Source organism: Proteus penneri (assembly GCF_022369495.1).
Lineage (GTDB): Bacteria > Pseudomonadota > Gammaproteobacteria > Enterobacterales > Enterobacteriaceae > Proteus > Proteus penneri.
Genome location: NZ_CP059690.1, coordinates 3,833,402 through 3,852,779 on the forward strand (window position 1 = coordinate 3,833,402; position 19,378 = coordinate 3,852,779).

At 41.5% G+C, this 19,378-nt stretch carries 15 protein-coding genes and 2 tRNA genes; 15 read left to right on the top strand and 2 right to left on the bottom strand.

Going from position 1 to position 19,378, the window contains the following annotated elements:
- Positions 1-79 precede the first annotated feature (79 nt).
- The 14 genes from folP to H1225_RS17455 all read left to right on the top strand — a co-directional run bounded on the left by folP (position 80) and on the right by H1225_RS17455 (position 15,472).
- On the top strand, positions 80-922 hold the full coding sequence (folP, locus tag H1225_RS17390; protein ID WP_006535695.1) for a dihydropteroate synthase: 843 nt from the start codon (positions 80-82) through the stop codon (positions 920-922).
- Positions 919-2,256 (top strand): phosphoglucosamine mutase, encoded by a 1,338-nt coding sequence (gene glmM / locus H1225_RS17395; RefSeq protein WP_006535694.1) that lies wholly within the window; start codon positions 919-921, stop codon positions 2,254-2,256. The genes folP and glmM overlap by 4 nt, the downstream gene beginning before the upstream one ends.
- Before the next feature lie 165 nt (positions 2,257-2,421).
- Positions 2,422-2,766, top strand: coding sequence for a preprotein translocase subunit SecG (gene secG / locus H1225_RS17400; protein WP_036914692.1), 345 nt, complete (start codon positions 2,422-2,424; stop codon positions 2,764-2,766).
- Between the two features lie 58 nt (positions 2,767-2,824).
- Positions 2,825-2,914 (top strand) — tRNA-Leu (locus H1225_RS17405).
- A gap of 60 nt (positions 2,915-2,974) precedes the next feature.
- Positions 2,975-3,051: transfer RNA gene (locus H1225_RS17410), tRNA-Met, on the top strand.
- 202 nt (positions 3,052-3,253) lie between these two features.
- Entirely contained in the window at positions 3,254-3,706 is a 453-nt protein-coding gene (gene rimP, locus H1225_RS17415) for a ribosome maturation factor RimP (RefSeq protein WP_036914691.1), read from the top strand.
- A 20-nt stretch (positions 3,707-3,726) separates the two neighbouring features.
- Positions 3,727-5,235, top strand: coding sequence for a transcription termination factor NusA (gene nusA / locus H1225_RS17420; protein WP_006535691.1), 1,509 nt, complete (start codon positions 3,727-3,729; stop codon positions 5,233-5,235).
- A gap of 22 nt (positions 5,236-5,257) precedes the next feature.
- A complete protein-coding gene (infB, locus tag H1225_RS17425) occupies positions 5,258-8,014 on the top strand; it encodes a translation initiation factor IF-2 (protein ID WP_115065040.1) in 2,757 nt (918 codons plus the stop codon).
- 302 nt (positions 8,015-8,316) lie between these two features.
- Positions 8,317-8,718: a 30S ribosome-binding factor RbfA gene (rbfA, locus tag H1225_RS17430; protein ID WP_006535687.1), complete on the top strand. Its 402-nt coding sequence runs from the start codon at positions 8,317-8,319 to the stop codon at positions 8,716-8,718.
- Complete coding sequence (truB, locus tag H1225_RS17435) at positions 8,718-9,671, top strand: tRNA pseudouridine(55) synthase TruB (protein WP_072064552.1); 954 nt, start codon at positions 8,718-8,720, stop codon at positions 9,669-9,671. The genes rbfA and truB overlap by 1 nt, the downstream gene beginning before the upstream one ends.
- A gap of 123 nt (positions 9,672-9,794) precedes the next feature.
- Positions 9,795-10,064, top strand: coding sequence for a 30S ribosomal protein S15 (rpsO, locus tag H1225_RS17440; RefSeq protein ID WP_072064551.1), 270 nt, complete (start codon positions 9,795-9,797; stop codon positions 10,062-10,064).
- 250 nt (positions 10,065-10,314) lie between these two features.
- Positions 10,315-12,444: a polyribonucleotide nucleotidyltransferase gene (gene pnp, locus H1225_RS17445; protein ID WP_109847951.1), complete on the top strand. Its 2,130-nt coding sequence runs from the start codon at positions 10,315-10,317 to the stop codon at positions 12,442-12,444.
- 112 nt (positions 12,445-12,556) lie between these two features.
- The gene (gene nlpI, locus H1225_RS17450; protein ID WP_072064550.1) at positions 12,557-13,444 is read left to right on the top strand and encodes a lipoprotein NlpI; all 888 of its coding nucleotides are present in this window, start codon (positions 12,557-12,559) and stop codon (positions 13,442-13,444) included.
- Positions 13,445-13,615: 171 nt separating this feature from the next.
- On the top strand, positions 13,616-15,472 hold the full coding sequence (locus H1225_RS17455; RefSeq protein ID WP_072064549.1) for a DEAD/DEAH family ATP-dependent RNA helicase: 1,857 nt from the start codon (positions 13,616-13,618) through the stop codon (positions 15,470-15,472).
- Positions 15,473-15,746: 274 nt separating this feature from the next.
- Here the strand turns inward: H1225_RS17455 and btsR are convergent, their stop codons facing one another.
- Both btsR and H1225_RS17465 read right to left on the bottom strand, forming a co-directional pair.
- Positions 15,747-16,463, bottom strand: a complete 717-nt coding sequence (btsR, locus tag H1225_RS17460; RefSeq protein ID WP_006535679.1) for a two-component system response regulator BtsR — start codon at positions 16,461-16,463, stop codon at positions 15,747-15,749.
- A 2-nt stretch (positions 16,464-16,465) separates the two neighbouring features.
- Positions 16,466-18,169, bottom strand: a complete 1,704-nt coding sequence (locus H1225_RS17465) for a sensor histidine kinase (RefSeq protein ID WP_115065041.1) — start codon at positions 18,167-18,169, stop codon at positions 16,466-16,468.
- Positions 18,170-18,402: 233 nt separating this feature from the next.
- Here H1225_RS17465 and H1225_RS17470 point away from each other — a divergent pair, with 233 nt between their 5' ends.
- A complete protein-coding gene (locus H1225_RS17470; RefSeq protein ID WP_006535675.1) occupies positions 18,403-19,374 on the top strand; it encodes an HlyD family secretion protein in 972 nt (323 codons plus the stop codon).
- Positions 19,375-19,378 lie beyond the last annotated feature (4 nt).

A 19,378-nucleotide genomic window follows, 5' to 3' on the forward strand; every position in this document is an offset into this window, starting at 1 on the left:
TTATCGGGTTATGCACATTGAGTAAGCTATAAATACAAACCCCAGGCTTCTGGGGTTTTTTTATGAAGGTATCAATGAAATGAAATTAATGGCGAGAGGAACAGAACTTAACTTATCAGCACCTCAAGTTATGGGGATTTTGAATGTTACTCCAGACTCTTTTTCTGATGGTGGCACTCATAATTCACTTAATGATGCAGTTGATCATGCGGCAAAATTAATCGCTGAAGGGGCTACTATCATCGATATTGGTGGTGAGTCTACTAGACCTGGCGCAAGTGATGTCTCTATTGATGAAGAGTTGCAGCGTGTTGTTCCTGTTGTTGAGGCTATTCGTCAGCGTTTTGATATTTGGATCTCTGTTGATACATCCAAAGCTCAGGTCATTACTGAATCAGCAAACGTAGGTGCTTCAATTATCAATGATATTCGCTCTTTACGAGAGCCGGGAGCACTTGAAGCAGCCGCTAAAACAGGTTTGCCTGTGTGTATTATGCATATGCAGGGCAACCCCAAAACTATGCAACAATCACCACATTATGAGAATGTGATGATGGATGTCGATCGTTTTTTACAAGAAAATATTCAGCGTTGTGTTGATGCTGGGATCGAAAAAAATCAAATTATTCTTGATCCAGGATTCGGCTTTGGTAAAAATTTAGCGCATAATTACCAATTATTAGCACACTTAAGTGAACTTCATCACTTTGGCCTACCTATACTTGCCGGAATGTCACGCAAATCAATGGTTGGACAATTATTGAATGTGCCACCACAAGAGCGTGTTGCTGGTAGCGTGGCCTGTGCAGTTATTGCAGCGATGCAAGGCGCACAAATTATTCGTGTACACGATGTTAAAGAGACTGTTGATGCGATGAAAGTCGTACAAGCGACTCTTTCTGCAAAGGAAAATAATGAATGAGCGAACGTAAATACTTTGGAACAGATGGTATCCGTGGAAAAGTAGGTGATAGTCCGATTACACCTGATTTTGTCTTAAAACTAGGTTGGGCTGCGGGTAAAGTATTAGCACGTCATGGCTCTCGCAAAATCATTATTGGTAAAGATACTCGTATTTCAGGCTATATGCTGGAATCAGCATTAGAAGCGGGTTTAGCGGCTGCAGGTTTATCAGCCTCATTTACTGGGCCAATGCCAACACCTGCTGTTGCTTATTTAACGCGTACATTCCGCGCTGAAGCTGGGATTGTCATTTCGGCCTCTCATAACCCTTATTACGATAACGGGATCAAATTCTTCTCTATTGATGGCACAAAATTACCGGATGAAGTAGAAGAAGCCATTGAAGCTGAAATGGAAAAGCCAATTACTTGTGTTGAATCAGCCGAGCTTGGTCGTGCAAATCGTATCGTGGATGCGGCAGGTCGTTATATTGAATTCTGTAAGGGGACTTTTCCGAATGAAAACAACCTTAATGGTTTAAAAGTGGTTGTCGATTGTGCTCATGGTGCAACATACCATATTGCGCCAAACGTATTTCGTGAATTAGGCGCTGAAGTGATCACTATTGGTTGTGAGCCAACGGGTATCAATATTAACGAAGAGTGTGGCGCAACAGATGTTCGTATGTTGCAAAAACGCGTATTAGAAGAAGGCGCTGATGTTGGTTTAGCTTTTGATGGTGATGGTGACCGTATCATTATGGTTGATCATCAAGGTCTAAAAGTTGATGGTGACCAAATTCTCTACATTATTGCAAGAGAAGCGTTACGCCAAGGCCAATTACGTGGTGGTGCAGTTGGTACTCTAATGAGTAATATGGGATTAGAGATTGCACTTAAACAACTGGGTATTCCTTTTGTCAGAGCAAAAGTGGGTGACCGCTATGTGCTTGAAAAATTACAAGAGAAAGGTTGGCGTTTAGGTGCTGAAAATTCAGGCCACATTATTTTATTAGATAAAACGACTACAGGTGACGGTATTGTTGCAGGTTTACAAGTTTTAAGTGCAATGGTGCGTAACCATATGAGTCTGCATGATCTATGTAGTGGTATGAAACTATTACCACAAGTTTTAGTGAATGTTCGCTTTACGGGTAGCCATGATCCGCTACAAACAGCAGAAGTTCAGAAAGTCGCTAAAGCAGTTGAAGACGAACTGGCTGGTAAAGGTCGTGTATTATTGCGTAAATCAGGTACAGAACCTTTAATTCGTGTCATGGTTGAAGGTGAAAATGAAGAGCAAGTGACTGCGATGGCAAATCGTATTGCTGACGCAGTGAAGCACGTTGGTTAATTGATGATTTTTTCTTCAATCAATCACTTTGTAGTAAAATAACCTTGCTTGTCAGTTCAGCTTTGGTTAGTATTCACACCCGCTTAGTAAGGTCTTGAACTAAAGCGGGTGAAGCAATCGAAGGTTATCGTTAAGTCGATAAGTTCCATAGAAAAGGTAACGCAAATGTATACGGCACTCATTGTTATTCTTATCATTGTAGCAACAGGGCTAGTTGGTCTGATCCTGTTACAGCAGGGTAAAGGTGCTGATATGGGCGCTTCTTTTGGTGCAGGTGCTTCCGGTACAGTATTTGGTTCAAGCGGTTCAGCTAATTTTATGACCCGTATGACCGCTGTTTTAGCGACAGCTTTTATTGTACTTGCCCTTATTTTAGGTAATCTAAGTGCCAATAAAACTGTGCGTGAAGACAGCAAATGGATGTCTATCGAGCAGACTACAGAAGAAGCTAAAAAAGCTGAGCAGTTAGCAGCGCCTGTAGCGCCAGCAAATACAGATATTCCGCAGTAAACTAAGTAAAGATTTAAATGAGATTGTTAATATTTACGCAGTGACAGTCTCATTAAGTGCCGAGGTGGTGAAATTGGTATACACGCTACCTTGAGGTGGTAGTGCCTATAAAACGGGCGTACGGGTTCAAGTCCCGTTCTCGGCACCATTATTCCAGATAGCTTGCGTTTTGCTTGTTATCAGCGTAAAATTTGCCACGTTTTTCGAACGCGGGGTGGAGCAGCTTGGTAGCTCGTCGGGCTCATAACCCGAAGGTCGTCGGTTCAAATCCGGCCCCCGCAACCACTTCTAACAATACAGCACTTTTCTCATTAATCATCTTGTTGAACCGATTATGATCCTGAGTGGAATGTGCCGTAAGAAGAGGTTATTCTCGAATGGCAAGTTACAGGGTCCAGTTGCATAAAGCCCCGAATTTCGGGGTTTTTTGTTATCAGAGAATAGAATACTGGGCTATAGGCCCTTTTTTTATGCCTTGGGGGTGGGTTTGTCCACATTAGAGCAAAAATTAACAGCGATGGTTTCAGCACCAGTAGAAGCATTAGGCTTTGAATTTGTCGGTCTTGAGTTTATTCGTGGCCGAGAATCAACATTGCGCATCTATATTGATAGTGAAGACGGTATCACTGTTGATGATTGTGCTGATGTTAGCCACCAGGTCAGTGCTGTGCTGGATGTTGAAGATCCAATTCAAACAGTTTATAACCTTGAGATTTCCTCTCCTGGTTTAGAACGACCTTTATTCACTGCAACGCATTATGAACAATTTATCGGTGAAGAAGCCGCTATTGTATTACGAATTGCAATGCAAAACCGCCGTAAATGGCAGGGCATTATTAAGTCTGTCGCTGGCGAAATGATCACGGTTACTGTGGATGGTAAAGACGAAGTGTTCGCACTGAGCAACATCCAGAAAGCTAACCTGGTACCCCACTTTTAAGTTTTGAAGAGGCAACTAGGATGAACAAAGAGATTCTGGCTGTTGTGGAAGCGGTCTCTAACGAAAAATCTCTTCCTCGTGAAAAGATTTTTGAAGCACTGGAAACCGCACTAGCGACAGCAACTAAGAAAAAATACGAGCAAGAAATTGACGTTCGCGTTTGTATCGACCGTAAAACCGGTGACTTTGATACATTCCGTCGTTGGGTTGCTGTTGATGAAGTGACTCAACCAACTCGTGAAATCACACTTGAAGCTGCTCAATATGAAGATCCTAGTATTGAACTAGGTGGTTATATTGAAGATCAGATTGAATCTGTTACTTTCGACCGTATTACAACACAAACTGCTAAACAAGTTATCGTACAAAAAGTACGTGAAGCTGAAAGAGCAATGGTTGTTGATCAATTCCGCGAACAATTAGGCGAAATTATCACGGGTGTTGTGAAGAAAGTGAACCGTGAAAATATCACTTTAGATTTAGGTAATAACGCCGAAGCGGTTATTTTACGCGAAGATATGTTACCGCGTGAAAACTTCCGTCCAGGTGACCGTTTACGTGGTGTTTTATACGACGTACGTACAGAAACTCGTGGTGCACAACTTTTCGTGACACGCTCTCGCCCTGAAATGCTGGTTGAACTTTTCCGTATTGAAGTACCAGAGATTGGCGAAGAAATCATTGAAATTAAAGCTGCAGCGCGTGATCCAGGTTCTCGTGCCAAAATCGCAGTAAAAACTAACGACAAGCGTATTGACCCCGTGGGTGCTTGTGTTGGTATGCGTGGTGCACGTGTACAAGCCGTTTCCAGTGAATTGGGCGGCGAGCGAATTGATATTGTTTTGTGGGATGATAATCCTGCACAATTCGTCATTAATGCAATGGCTCCGGCAGATGTTGCTTCTATTGTTGTCGATGAAGACAAATGCACAATGGATGTTGCAGTCGAAAGCAGTAACCTTGCACAGGCAATCGGCCGTAATGGTCAAAACGTTCGTCTGGCAGCACAGTTACTGAAAAAACATCGTGGTGATGACAAGTGGGAATTAAACGTCATGACTGCTGATGAACTGAATGCAAAACATCAGGCAGAAGCAAACGCAGCCATTGAAATATTTACTAAGCATCTCGACATTGATGAAGACTTCGCAACTGTTTTAGTTGAAGAAGGTTTCTCTACCCTTGAAGAGTTAGTTTATGTGCCAATCAGTGAACTGCTGGCTATTGACGGATTAGATGAAGACACCGTTGAAGCTCTACGTGAAAGAGCAAAAGCTGCACTAACAACGATTGAGTTGGCTCAAAAAGAAAGCCTAGGCGATAACCAGCCAGCTGAGGACTTATTAGCTCTCGAAGGCTTGGAGCGCTCTTTAGCATTTGATCTAGCTGCCCGTGGTATCTGCACACTGGAAGATCTTGCCGAACAGGGTATCGATGACCTAACTGATATTGAAGGTTTAAATAGTGAGCGCGCAGGCGAACTCATTATGGCCGCACGTAATATCTGCTGGTTTGGGAATGATGCGTAACAACTGAGCAGGAAGGAACAGAATGACAGATGAAACAGTAAAATCACTGGCAGAAGAGATTCAGACACCGGTTGAACGTTTGGTACAGCAGTTTGCTGATGCCGGTATTAAGAAGACCGTCTCTGATTCCGTCTCCCAAAAAGAGAAAGAAACCTTACTGGCTTGGTTGAATCGTGATAAAGACGTATCAACCAACCAACCAGAAAAGTTAACGTTACAACGCAAAGTGCGTAGTACGTTAAGTGTTCCTGGTACAGGTGGCAAAAGTAAATCAGTAGCCATCGAAGTCCGCAAAAAACGCACTTATGTGAACCGTGACGCCATTGAAAAAGCGCAAGCGGATGAGCAAGCTCAGCGTGAAGCGGAAGAAAAGGCGCATCGCGAAGCCGAAGAAAAAGCCCAGCGCGAAGCACAAGAGAAAGCACAGCGCGAAGCTGAAGAAAAAGCAAAACGTGAAGCTGAAAAGGCAAAGAAAGACGCCGAAGAAAAAGCGAAACGTAAAGCTGAAGAAGCAAAACGTGAAGCAGCGGAATTAGCTAAGCGCGAAGCAGCGGAAAAAGATAAAGTGAAACAAAACGATAAACCAAAAGCTGATAAAGCAGCAGATCAGGAAAAAGCACGTCGCAATGCTGAACAGGCTGAACTGAAGCGTAAAACGGAAGAAGCACAGCGCCGTAAAGCGGAAGAAGAAGCACGTATAGCAGCAGAAAAAGCACGTCGTTTAGCTGAAGAAAATGCTGAAAAATGGACTGCTGAACCTAAAGCACCAGAAACTGAAGGCTCAGACTATCATGTAACAACATCACGTTATGCTCGTGATGCAGAAGATGAAAGTGATGCTGAAGTTGAAGGTGGCCGCGGTCGTGGTCGCAATGCTAAGGCTCCTCGTCCTAAGAAGAACAACCGCCATTCTGAAAAAGCAGATCGTGAAGAAGCACGTGCTGCTGGTCGTACTAACAAGAAAGGTAAACGTAAAGGTAGTTCATTACAGCAAAGCTTCAATAAGCCAGCAGCTGTTGTAAACCGTGATGTTATTATCGGTGAGACTATTTCTGTTGCTGAACTAGCTAACAAAATGGCAGTGAAAGGGTCTGAAGTTATCAAAACTATGATGAAAATGGGTGCGATGGCGACCATTAATCAGGTTTTAGACCAAGAAACTGCACAGCTTGTTGCTGAAGAAATGGGTCATAAAGTTATCTTACGTCGTGAAAACGAGTTAGAAGAACAAGTTATGAGCGATCGTGATACTGGCGAAGAAAGTGCAGTATCTCGCGCTCCAGTTGTGACTATTATGGGTCACGTTGACCATGGTAAAACATCATTACTGGACTACATTCGTTCAACGAAAGTAGCATCAGGCGAAGCGGGTGGTATCACCCAGCATATCGGTGCTTATCACGTTAAAACTGACAAAGGTGAAATCACCTTCCTAGATACTCCAGGTCACGCCGCGTTTACTTCAATGCGTGCTCGTGGTGCTCAGGTTACGGATATCGTTGTTCTGGTTGTTGCGGCAGATGATGGTGTCATGCCACAAACTATCGAAGCAATTCAACACGCAAAAGCAGCAAATGTACCTGTTGTTGTTGCAGTGAACAAAATTGATAAACACGAAGCTGATCCAGATCGCGTTAAAACTGAACTGTCTCAATATGGCATTCTGCCAGAAGATTGGGGTGGCGAAACTCAGTTTATCCATGTATCTGCAAAACAAGGTTTAGGGATTGACGAACTGCTGGATGCTATTCTTTTACAAGCTGAAGTTCTCGAACTGAAAGCAGTTAAAGAAGGTATGGCAAGCGGTGTTGTTATCGAATCTTACCTTGATAAAGGTCGTGGCCCAGTTGCAACAATTCTTGTCCGTGAAGGTACACTGAATAAAGGTGACATCGTTCTGTGTGGTTTCGAATACGGTCGTATTCGTGCAATGCGTAACGAATTAGGTAAAGACGTTCAATCTGCTGGCCCATCAATGCCTGTTGAGATTTTAGGTCTGTCTAATGTTCCTTCTGCGGGTGATGAAGCAACGGTTGTTCGTGACGAGAAGAAAGCGCGTGAAGTTGCATTATACCGTCAAGGTAAATTCCGCGATGTTAAACTGGCTCGTCAGCAGAAATCTAAACTGGAAAACATGTTTGCTAACATGGAAGAAGGTAAAACTTCTGAACTGAACATCGTTCTGAAAACAGACGTTCAAGGTACTTGTGAAGCGATTACTGATGCATTAGTTAAACTGTCTACTAATGAAGTTAAACTGAAAATCATCGGTTCGGGCGTAGGTGGTATCACCGAAACTGACGCAACATTAGCGGCCGCTTCTAACGCAATCATTCTTGGTTTCAACGTTCGTGCTGATGCATCTGCTCGCCGTATCATTGAACAAGAAAGCGTTGATTTACGTTACTACTCCGTCATCTATAGCCTGATTGATGAAATCAAACTGGCAATGAGCGGTATGTTGGCACCTGAATATAAACAAGAAATCATGGGTCTTGCAGAAGTCCGTGATGTGTTTAAATCACCTAAATTCGGCGCGATTGCGGGCTGTATGGTGGTTGAAGGTAACATCAAACGTAATAACCCAATTCGTGTTCTACGTGATAACGTGGTTATCTATGAAGGCGAACTCGAGTCATTACGTCGCTTTAAAGATGACGTCAACGAAGTGCGTAATGGCATGGAATGTGGTATCGGTGTGAAAAACTACAACGATGTCCGTGTCGGCGACATGATTGAAGTCTTCCAAGTTATCGAAATCAAACGTTCTATTGATTAATTTAGTACGTCTTGTTTTAAAAGGGAGCTTAAGGGCTCCCTTCTTATTCCTTTCTTTGTTGTATTCTTCGCTTATTTCCTCTCCAATTTTCAATATAACCGAAATAGACAGCCTTTCAGTAATTTATGAAAGTGAAATAACAGGGTAAAATAGCACCAAAGAAACATTTTATTTCTAAAGAAAGAAATCAGAGAAAGCGGTTGTTAAATACCACTTCATGTATACTCTTTAGATATCATTAATTTTAGATTTGAATTAATAATGACAATCAGGGCGATACCCTATTGTCAGGGAGAGATAAAATGGCAAGAGATTTTAGCCGTAGTCAGCGTGTTTCTCAGGAAATGCAAAAAGAAATCGCCATCATTCTACAACGTGAAGTCAAAGATCCACGCATTGGAATGGCCACTGTGTCTGGCGTTGAAATTTCTCGTGATTTGGCTTATGCCAAAGTATTCGTCACCTTTTTAAACTTATCTGGTGGTGAAAAAAGCGAAGAAGAAATGGTTGCAGAGGGTTTAACCGCACTTAATGAAGCCGCTGGTTTTATTCGTTCTTTATTAGGCAAAGCAATGCGTTTACGAATTGTGCCTGAACTGACATTTGCTTATGACAACTCATTAGTTGAAGGTATGCGTATGTCTAACTTAGTTTCTAACGTCGTTAAAAGCGATGAAGAGCGCCGTCATAAAGAGGACAAATAATGGGGCGTCGTCGTAAGGGGCGCGAGATTAACGGTGTATTGCTACTCGATAAACCCCAAGATATTTCTTCTAACGATGCACTCCAAAAAGTCCGCCGTATGTTTAATGCCAGTAAGGCAGGGCATACGGGGGCATTGGATCCTTTAGCAACAGGTATGCTTCCTATTTGTTTAGGTGAAGCAACGAAATTTTCACAGTTTCTATTGGATTCGGATAAACGTTATCGTGTTATTGCCCGTTTAGGGCAACGAACCGACACCTCTGATGCACATGGCGAGATTATTCAAGAGCGCCCTGTGCAATTTACACAGCAAGTTTTAGATGATGCCTTGGATAGTTTTCGTGGTGAAACATTGCAAGTTCCTTCAATGTACTCTGCCTTAAAACATCAAGGTAAACCGCTTTATGAATATGCCCGACAAGGCATAGAAGTTGAGCGAGAAGCAAGACCGATTACCGTTTATGAACTTCAGTTTATTCGCTGGGAAGGTGATGAATTAGAGCTGGAAATTCATTGTTCCAAAGGTACTTATATTCGAACAATTATTGATGATCTTGGTGAGAAATTACAATGTGGTGCTCACGTTATTTTCTTACGTCGACTAGAAGTTGCCGATTATCCTAAAGAACGAATGGTAACGTTAGAGCAATTAAGTGCGATGAAAGAGAATGCACAAACAGCACAAGACGATCCTTTCGCGGCACTTGATGCACTGTTATTGCCTATGGATACCGCTGTTGCACATTTTCCTGCTGTGAATCTGACCACGATTATTGCGGGTTATCTCAAGTTAGGACAGCCTGTTCGCGTTAATCATGATATCAATGAAGGCGAATGGGTGAGAGTAACTGAAGGTGATGAAAAAAAATTCATTGGCCTTGCTATCATTAAAGATGGCTTAGTTGCACCAAAAAGAGTCGTTGTAGACTATAGCGCACAAGATAACACTTAATAGCAATCTTGCGCTAAAAGTGTTTGGAGCGTAGAATAATGCGGCTATCTGTTTAGGTGGCTGAGTTGGATAGCTGAATTAGAGATTGGCTATCTGAAAATTTTACTTAATTTGGAGTTTATTATGTCTCTAAGTACTGAAGCGAAAGCAAAAATCGTTGCTGAATTTGGTCGTGATGCTAACGATACTGGCTCAAGCGAAGTTCAGATTGCACTGCTGACTGCAGAAATCAACCACCTGCAAGGTCACTTTTCAGAGCACAAAAAAGATCACCACAGCCGTCGTGGTCTGCTGCGTAAAGTTTCCAGCCGTCGTAATCTGCTGGACTACCTGAAACGTAAAGATGTTGCTCGTTACTCTGCACTGATTGAACGTTTAGGTCTGCGTCGCTAATCAAGAGAGTTTCAGTGGAAAGGGGCCTGTTGGCCCCTTTTCTACTAGAAAGTGCTATTTTTAATATTAGTCGTTATGTTTTAATGTGGTGATTGTTATTTAGTCTCTCTAGTTACGACAATTCGCGCGGCTAATGAAAGTGTTTATCATTAAGTGGTTAATATTTTCATTAGTCGCGAGGGGACGTAGCGGAGAAAAGATCATTCATCGTCGCTAAACATCTGGCGACAATAAGATAAAGGATATTATTTTGCTGAATCCTACAGTTCGTAAATTTCAATACGGTCAACATACTGTTTCATTAGAAACAGGTATGATGGCTCGTCAAGCAACAGCTGCTGTTATGGTTGACATGGACGGCACTGCTGTTTTTGTTACTGTTGTTGCAAAGAAAAAAGTTAAAGCTGGACAAGATTTCTTCCCATTAACGGTTAACTACCAAGAGCGTTCATACGCTGCTGGTCGTATTCCTGGTAGCTTCTTCCGTCGTGAAGGTCGTCCTGGTGAAGGCGAAACGTTAATTGCACGTTTAATTGACCGCCCTTTACGTCCATTATTCCCAGAAGGTTTCTTAAACGAAATTCAAATCGTTGCTACCGTTGTTTCAGTTAATCCACAAGTTAACCCAGATATCGTTGCAATGATTGGTGCTTCTGCGGTATTAGCGCTGTCAGGTGTTCCATTCAATGGTCCTATTGGTGGTGCTCGTGTTGGTTTTATCGATGGGCAATATGTTCTAAACCCAACTGTTGATGAGCTAAAAGTTAGTAAATTAGACTTAGTGGTTGCCGGTACAGCAGGCGCGGTACTGATGGTAGAATCAGAAGCTGATTTATTATCAGAAGAAGAAATGTTAGGTGCAGTCGTATTTGGTCATGATCAACAACAAGTTGTGATCGAAAACATCAATGCATTAGTTGCAGAAGTGGGTAAAGAGAAATGGGATTGGGCGCCAGAAGCTATCAACCAAACTTTACATGACCGTATTGCACAATTAGCACAAGCTCGTATTGGTGATGCTTACCGTATCACTGAAAAACAAGAACGTTATGAGCAAATCGAAGCTATCCGTGATGAAGTTATCGCGACATTACTCGCTGAAGATGAAACTTTAGATGAAGCTGAAATTAGCGAAATCTTCTCAGGTCTTGAGAAAAACATCGTTCGTGCTCGCGTATTAGCTGGCGAACCACGTATTGATGGTCGTGAAAAAGACATGGTACGTGCATTAGATATTCGCACGGGTTTATTACCACGTACCCACGGTTCAGCACTGTTTACTCGTGGTGAAACTCAGGCTCTGGTAACGGCAACATTAGGTACTGCACGTGATGCTCAAACTATTGATGACATCATGGGTGAGCACACTGATACATTCTTACTGCATTATAACTTCCCTCCATACTCTGTTGGTGAAACAGGCATGATGGGTTCACCAAAACGTCGTGAAATCGGTCATGGTCGTTTAGCAAAACGTGGTGTGTTAGCTGTAATGCCAACAATTGAAGAATTCCCATATACTGTTCGTGTGGTTTCTGAAATTACTGAATCAAATGGTTCCTCTTCAATGGCATCTGTATGTGGTGCTTCTTTAGCACTGATGGATGCAGGTGTACCAATTAAAGAATCTGTTGCAGGTATTGCAATGGGTCTAGTTAAAGAAGGCGACAACTTTGTTGTTCTTTCCGATATTCTGGGTGATGAAGACCATTTAGGTGATATGGACTTTAAAGTTGCGGGTAGCCGTAACGGTGTCAGCGCATTACAGATGGATATCAAAATTGAAGGTATCACTCGCGAAATCATGCAGGTCGCATTAAACCAAGCGAAAAGCGCACGTCTACATATTTTAGGCGTAATGGAAGATGCAATTAGCAAACCTCGTGCTGATATTTCTGAATTCGCACCACGCATTCATACTATCAAAATTAATCCAGACAAGATCAAAGACGTTATCGGTAAAGGCGGTTCAGTTATCCGTGCATTAACGGAAGAAACGGGCACAACGATCGAAATCGAAGATGATGGTACTGTGAAGATTGCTGCAACAAGTGGCGATCAAGCAAAACAAGCTATCGCACGTATCGAAGAGATCACTGCAGAAGTTGAAGTGGGTCGTATCTACAACGGTAAAGTCACTCGTATTGTAGATTTCGGTGCATTCGTTGCTATCGGTGGCGGCAAAGAAGGTCTGGTTCATATTTCTCAAATTGCAGACAAACGCGTTGAGAAGGTGAGTGACTACTTGGAAATGGGTCAAGAAGTTCCAGTAAAAGTACTGGAAATTGACCGTCAAGGCCGTATTCGCTTAAGCATGAAAGAAGCTCAAGCTAATCAGCAGGAAGCAACAGAAACTTCTTCTGAAGATTCTGCTAATTAATGATACTCTACTACCGATATCTAGACATGGGTATCGGTAGAGACTTATTATGATTGACAAGTAGGACGTCTAGAACGCTTTTTGTTGAAAGGTCTGACTTTGGGAGTGAGAAATGAAAACATTTCTGCGCAGTTGTTCTATTGCTGTTTTCATCTTTATTTCCGGATGCAGCACTAGTCCAGAATGGCGTCAGAATGCGGTTTTTGCCACACCATTGCAGCCTTCTTTACAACAAGAAGTGATATTAGCTCGTATAGAACAAATCCTAGCGAGCCGCTCATTAACCGAAGATGAATACGCACAGCTTTTATATGAGCGTGGTGTGCTGTATGATAGTCTCGGTTTACGAGCTTTAGCGCGTAATGATTTTTCAATGGCGCTATCAATACGACCAGATATGCTAGAAATTTTTAATTTTCTAGGTATCTATTTTACGCAAGCAGCGAATTACGATGCTGCTTATGAAGCGTTTGATTCTGTTTTAGAGCTTGATCCAACTTACAATAATGCGCGTTTTAATCGTGGTATCGCTTCGTACTACGGTGGCCGATTGAAATTGGCGCAGGATGATCTGCAGGCGTTTTATCAGGTCGATCCAAATGATCCCATTCGTTCGCTTTGGTTATATCTTGTAGAAAAAGAGATAAACACTGATTTGGCTAAACAACAGCTAAAACAGCGATACCAGCAGGCGGATAAAACGGGACAATGGGGATGGAATATAGTTGAGTTTTATTTAGGCGACATTAATGAGAAAACATTAATGTTGAAACTAAATGAGGCTTCAACCGATAACACTTCGCTCGCTGAGCATCTTAGTGAAACTAACTTCTATTTAGGTAAGTATTACCTAAGTCTGGGGGATACGGATAGCGCAGAAGCGTTATTCAAGCTGACGGTTGCCAACAACGCACATAACTTTGTTGAGCACCGCTACGCATTGTTGGAATTAGCACTGTTAGGCCAACAAGAAGACCTAGCGGAATCGGACCAGCAATAGCTGACGAACATTTCTCTGATCAGTTTGAAAGCCATCATCTGCATAGGATGAGGGCTTGTTTGTTCGTTTAATAATATAATTTGAGCCAGTTCACATTTTAGATGATAAAGACCGACAAACCATGCGGTATGTTATGTCAACTGGCTGCCATAATGAATGAGGCACAGTGACATGACTACTGAAACCGATATGACTTTTGCTGATCTAGGTTTATCAGCACCTATTTTGACTGCACTGAATGACTTAGGCTACGAGAAGCCTTCTCCAATTCAGCAACAATGTATTCCTTTCCTTTTAAACGGTAATGATGTTTTAGGTATGGCACAGACCGGTAGTGGTAAAACTGCCGCATTTAGCCTGCCATTATTACATAATCTTGATGAATCATTAAAAGCACCACAAATTTTAGTTTTAGCGCCTACTCGTGAACTTGCGGTTCAGGTTGCTGAAGCAATTGAAGATTTTTCTAAGCATTTACCAAAAGTAAATGTTGTTGCTTTATATGGTGGTCAGCGTTACGACGTTCAATTACGTGCGTTACGTCAAGGACCACAAGTGGTTGTAGGTACACCAGGTCGTTTATTAGACCATTTAAACCGTGGCACATTAGATTTATCTAAACTGAAAGGTTTAGTTTTAGATGAAGCTGATGAAATGTTGCGTATGGGCTTTATTGAAGATGTTGAAAATATCTTAAGTAAGATCCCAGCAGAACACCAAACTGCGCTGTTCTCTGCAACCATGCCAGAAGCTATTCGTCGTATTACACGTCGCTTCATGAATGATCCTAAAGAAGTTCGCATTCAAAGCAGTGTAACAACTCGTCCAGATATCAGCCAAAGTTACTGGATGACATTTGGTGCGCGTAAAAATGAAGCATTAATTCGTTTCTTAGAAGCGGAAGACTTTGATGCAGCAATTATTTTCGTTCGTACTAAAAACGCAACATTAGAAGTTGCTGAAGCATTAGAACGTAATGGCTATAACAGTGCCGCATTAAATGGTGACATGAACCAATCATTGCGTGAGCAAACGTTAGAGCGTTTGAAAAATGGTCGTTTAGACATTTTAATCGCGACTGATGTTGCAGCTCGTGGTCTTGATGTTGACCGTATCAGCCTTGTTGTGAACTATGATATCCCAATGGATTCAGAATCTTATGTTCACCGTATTGGTCGTACTGGTCGTGCCGGCCGTGCTGGTCGCGCAATTTTATTTGTTGATAACCGTGAGCGTCGTTTACTGCGCAATATCGAACGTACAATGAAGATGACAATTCCTGAAGTAGAACTGCCAAATGCAGAACTCATCAGCCAACGTCGTCAGGAAAAATTTGCACAGCAAATCGCGCAACAATTAGAAACTAGCAACCTTGACCAGTACCGTGCTCTGTTACCTAAATTAGCTCCACAAGGTGAAGAAGCGCTGGATATGGAAACACTGGCTGCGGTATTACTGAAAATGGCTCAAGGTGAGCGCGCACTTATTCTGCCACCTGATCCCGTTCGTCGTCCTCGTCGTGAATTTAACGATCGTGACGATCGTCGCCGTGATAACGACCGCGAGCGTTCTCCTCGTCGTGAACGTCGTGATGCTGGCGAAATGGATTTATATCGTATCGAAGTGGGTCGTGATGATGGTGTTGAAGTTCGTCATATCGTTGGTGCGATTGCTAACGAAGGTGATATCAGCAGCCGTTACATTGGTAATATCAAACTGTATGGTTCTCACTCAACCATTGAATTACCAAAAGGTATGCCAACTGATTTATTAAGCCATTTCACACGCACGCGTATTATGAACAAACCACTGAATATGCAATTAGTGGGTGATGCTCAATCTCAGCCTTTCCGTGAGCGTCGTAATAACAGCCGTCGTGATGGTCAGCCACAAGGTGGTCGTCGTTTTAGTAACGGTGACCAACCACAACGTCGTGGTAATAACGATCGTGGTGGCGAACGCGGTAACTTCCGTAGTCGTAATAACGAAGGTACTCCACGTCGTCGTAGCAGCTCTCATAACCAATAAGAGCCTACAATCGACTCAATATTAAATTGAGTTGATGATAAAAAATAAAAACCAGTCAACGAAAGTTGGCTGGTTTTTTTATGCATATTTATTTTTATTGCTAGGCTTTATTAATTAGCTCAATCACTTTTGTTTCTATCTGTGGTGTGAGTTTTGCATTAATCATGGTTTTTATATTTGTTACTAAACCCAGCCGCAAGGATCTCATTACATAAGCGAATTTCTACTTTTAACAATCCGTATGCTATTTATTGTCCCTTAAATTGATGAAAAATTAACTTAAACCAATCGCTTCTTTTAATGGTTTTAAATATCGGCGACTAACAGGAATTTGGCTATTATTGTGTAATATCAATTCAGCCTGCCCATTGTCACCAAAAATAATTTCATTAACATAATCCATATTCACTAAATATTGGCGATGGCAACGAACTAATTGTGTGCGTGTTTCTAATGTACGTAGTGTTAATTCAGTAAAGCCTTCTTGGCCTTGATTATTGGTAACATAAACACCACTGAGTCTTGATGTGGCAAATACAGCTTCATCAATGGGCATTAACCAAATACGGCTATGACCTGTGCAGGGAATACACTTTAAACGCTCTTCAGGAGGTGTTAAGAGATCAATATTCTGTTTCTTACCTTGGCGTAAACGATTTAATGTTTTTGTTAAACGCTCTTGTTCCAATGGCTTGAGTAAATAATCAAAAGCGTGCTCTTCAAAAGCTTGAATTGCATACTCTTCAAATGCAGTTAAAAAGACAATATAAGGGCGATGTTCAGGATCTAACATTGTGACCATTTCAAGACCAGTAATACGAGGCATTTGAATATCTAGAAAAACAACATCAGGCTTTTTTCGATGTATTTCTCCTATGGCTTCAATCGCATTACTGCATTCACCAACAATATGAATATCCTTTTCAACTTCAAGTAAACAACGTAAGTTTTCACGAGCCAACGGCTCATCATCAACGATTAATATATTCATTTTTATGTAGTTTTATCCATGCTTTTTTCGAGAGGTAAGCAGATTTTCACCTTTGTATATTTATCGGCTTGGCATTCAACTAAAACACCATAAAGCTCGCCATAGCGTAATTTTAATCGTTTATCCACTAGTCTCATGCCTAAACCTAATTGATGCGATGGGCATTGATGACGGTAAAGTCCGGCATTATCACAAATTTCGATAATGATTAAATGGTGCTCTTGATATGCTCTAATTGTAATCTTTCCTGTGTCCAATAACTGTGATGTTCCATGTTTAATTGCATTCTCGACCATGGGTTGAAGAGAAAATGCCGGTAAGCGTGCATTAGCTAAATTTTCAGGAATTTGAATATTAATCTGTAACCGTTCCTGAAAACGCGCTTTTTCGATTTGTAAATACGCATTCACATGTTCAATTTCGTCACTTAATGTCACCACGGCTTCAGGTCTTTTTAAATTCTTACGAAAGAACGTAGAAAGAAATTGCACTAATTGTTTTGCTTGTTCACTATCACGGCGAATAACGGCTTGTAGTGTATTTAACGCATTAAAAAGAAAATGTGGATTTACTTGTGCATGCAGAAGTTTAATCTCTGATTCTAAAAGTGATTGCTTATTTCGCTCATATTGCCCCGCCAGAATTTGCGCAGATAATAAACTAGCAATACCTTCTCCTAAAGTACGGTTAATTGAACTAAACAGGCGATTTTTAGCTTCATAAAGTTTTATTGTTCCAATGACTTGATTATTTTCACCTCTTAGCGGAATAACTAAGGTTGATCCTAGTTTGCAATGAGGGGAAAGAGTGCAACGATAGGGTGTTTCATTACCGTCAGCATAAACAACTTCATTATTATTAATGGCTTGTTTCGATTGTTCTGATGAAATAGGCGTACCGGGTAAATGGTGATCAGCGCCAATACCAATAAAAGCCAGCAGCTTTTCTCTATCTGTAATAGCAACCGCACTGACTCTTAATTCTTGATAAATAACTTTTGCAACTCGGGTACTATTGTCTTGATTAAATCCTTTACGCAAAATACCTTCGGTGCAAACGGCGATTTTTAATGCTTGTGTTGAGAATGCACTGGTATATTTTTCAAATATAGCGCGTCTATCTTGTAATATTCGAATAAACATCGCCGCACCAATAGTATTGGCTACGATCATAGGGGCGGCAATATCTTTAACTAAGGCAAGTGCTTCATTAAACGGGCGTGCCAATAATAAGATGATGCTCATCTGTATTATTTCAGCAAAGAAGGTAACTGCCGCTGCCGTCCACGGATTAAATATTCGGTGCATCTGCCCGTGTTTTACGTAATAACGGTGAACTAGCCCACCAATTAATCCCTCTGCAATAGTCGATACCATACAGCTAAATGCAGTCATACCACCGAGCGAATAGCGATGTAAGCCTCCCGTAAAACCAACGAGAAAGCCGACATAAGGGCCGCCTAGCAACCCACCTAAGACGGAGCCAATAGCACGCGTATTAGCAATAGAATCATTAATATGTAGCCCAAAATAAGTACCCATAATGCAGAAAATAGAGAATATGACGTAGCACATCAATTTATGTGGTAGCTTTATAGTGACCTGTAAAAGTGGCGTAAATAGAGGTGTTTTGCTTAAAAACCAAGCAATAATTAAATAAACGCACATTTGCTGTAATAACAGCAAAATAAGATCAAATTCATACATAAGTATTGAGTACCGTTCTCTTTTCTATCTGATAAATATAAAAAGTTCAGATAAAGCGGGATATTAATTAGGCAATAAAGTTCGATATAAGAATAACTTAATCGCACTATCAAAGAAAATATTCCTTTGCATCAGTGATCTGGCGCACAAAATTCTTAAAGAAATTCTGAGTTATTGTGTAATATAACTCAGTCAGTGAGTGTTCTACTTCACTATTAAGGTCTAATCGTTATATGAAAAAAAGAGCCATTTATCTTATTTTATTAATGCTAATACTAATTGCATTAGCCGTACTTTTCCGCGCGCATAATCAATATTTATTATTGCAAGGAGAAGTTGATGCTCCAGAAGTGATTGTTGCCTCTAAAGCCAAAGGTCGTGTTATTGAACGTCATATAGAGCGAGGTGATGATGTTAAAAAAGGGCAATTGATGATCACATTAGAAAGCCCTGAACTCAATGCGCAAGTTGCTGCACTTGAGGCCGCTAAAGCACAAGCTCAAGCTCAATTAGATTTGTCATTACATGGCACAAGAGAAGAGAGCATTCGCAACCTAGAAGCGGTGCTGGCTCAAGCCAAAGTAGAAGCAGCAAATGCGACAAGAGATTATCAGCGTATTAGCACAGTGGCTAGCCAAGGCTATGTATCAGCGACAGAATTGGATAATGCACGCCGTAGCCGAGATGTTGCATCACAACGCGTAAGAGCAGCGCAAGCAGAATTGGATGAAGCCAAAAATGGCGATCGTATTGAATTACGCCATAAATATACAGCAGCAGTACAACAGGCAGAACAACAACTTATTGAATTGAAGATCCAACAAAACGATCTCCAAGTTAAAGCGCCAGTGGACGGAGAAGTTGGTCCTATTCCTGCGGAAATAGGTGAACTTTTTAATGCCAATAGCCCGCTTGTTACCCTTATTCGTCTTCCTGAAGCTTATTTTGTTTATAACCTTCGTGAAGATATTTTAGCGAATATTCGCAAAGGTGATCGTATTACGATTACGGTTCCTGCATTAGGTAATAAAGAGGTAGAAGCTGAAATTCGTTATATTGCACCAATGGGTGACTATGCAACCAAAAGAGCGACAAGAGCAACGGGTGATTTCGATTTAAAAACGTTTGAAATTCGACTGTATCCTGTGACGCCGATTGAGGGACTACGTCCTGGAATGAGTGCGTTATGGCGCTGGGATAAATAAGGGC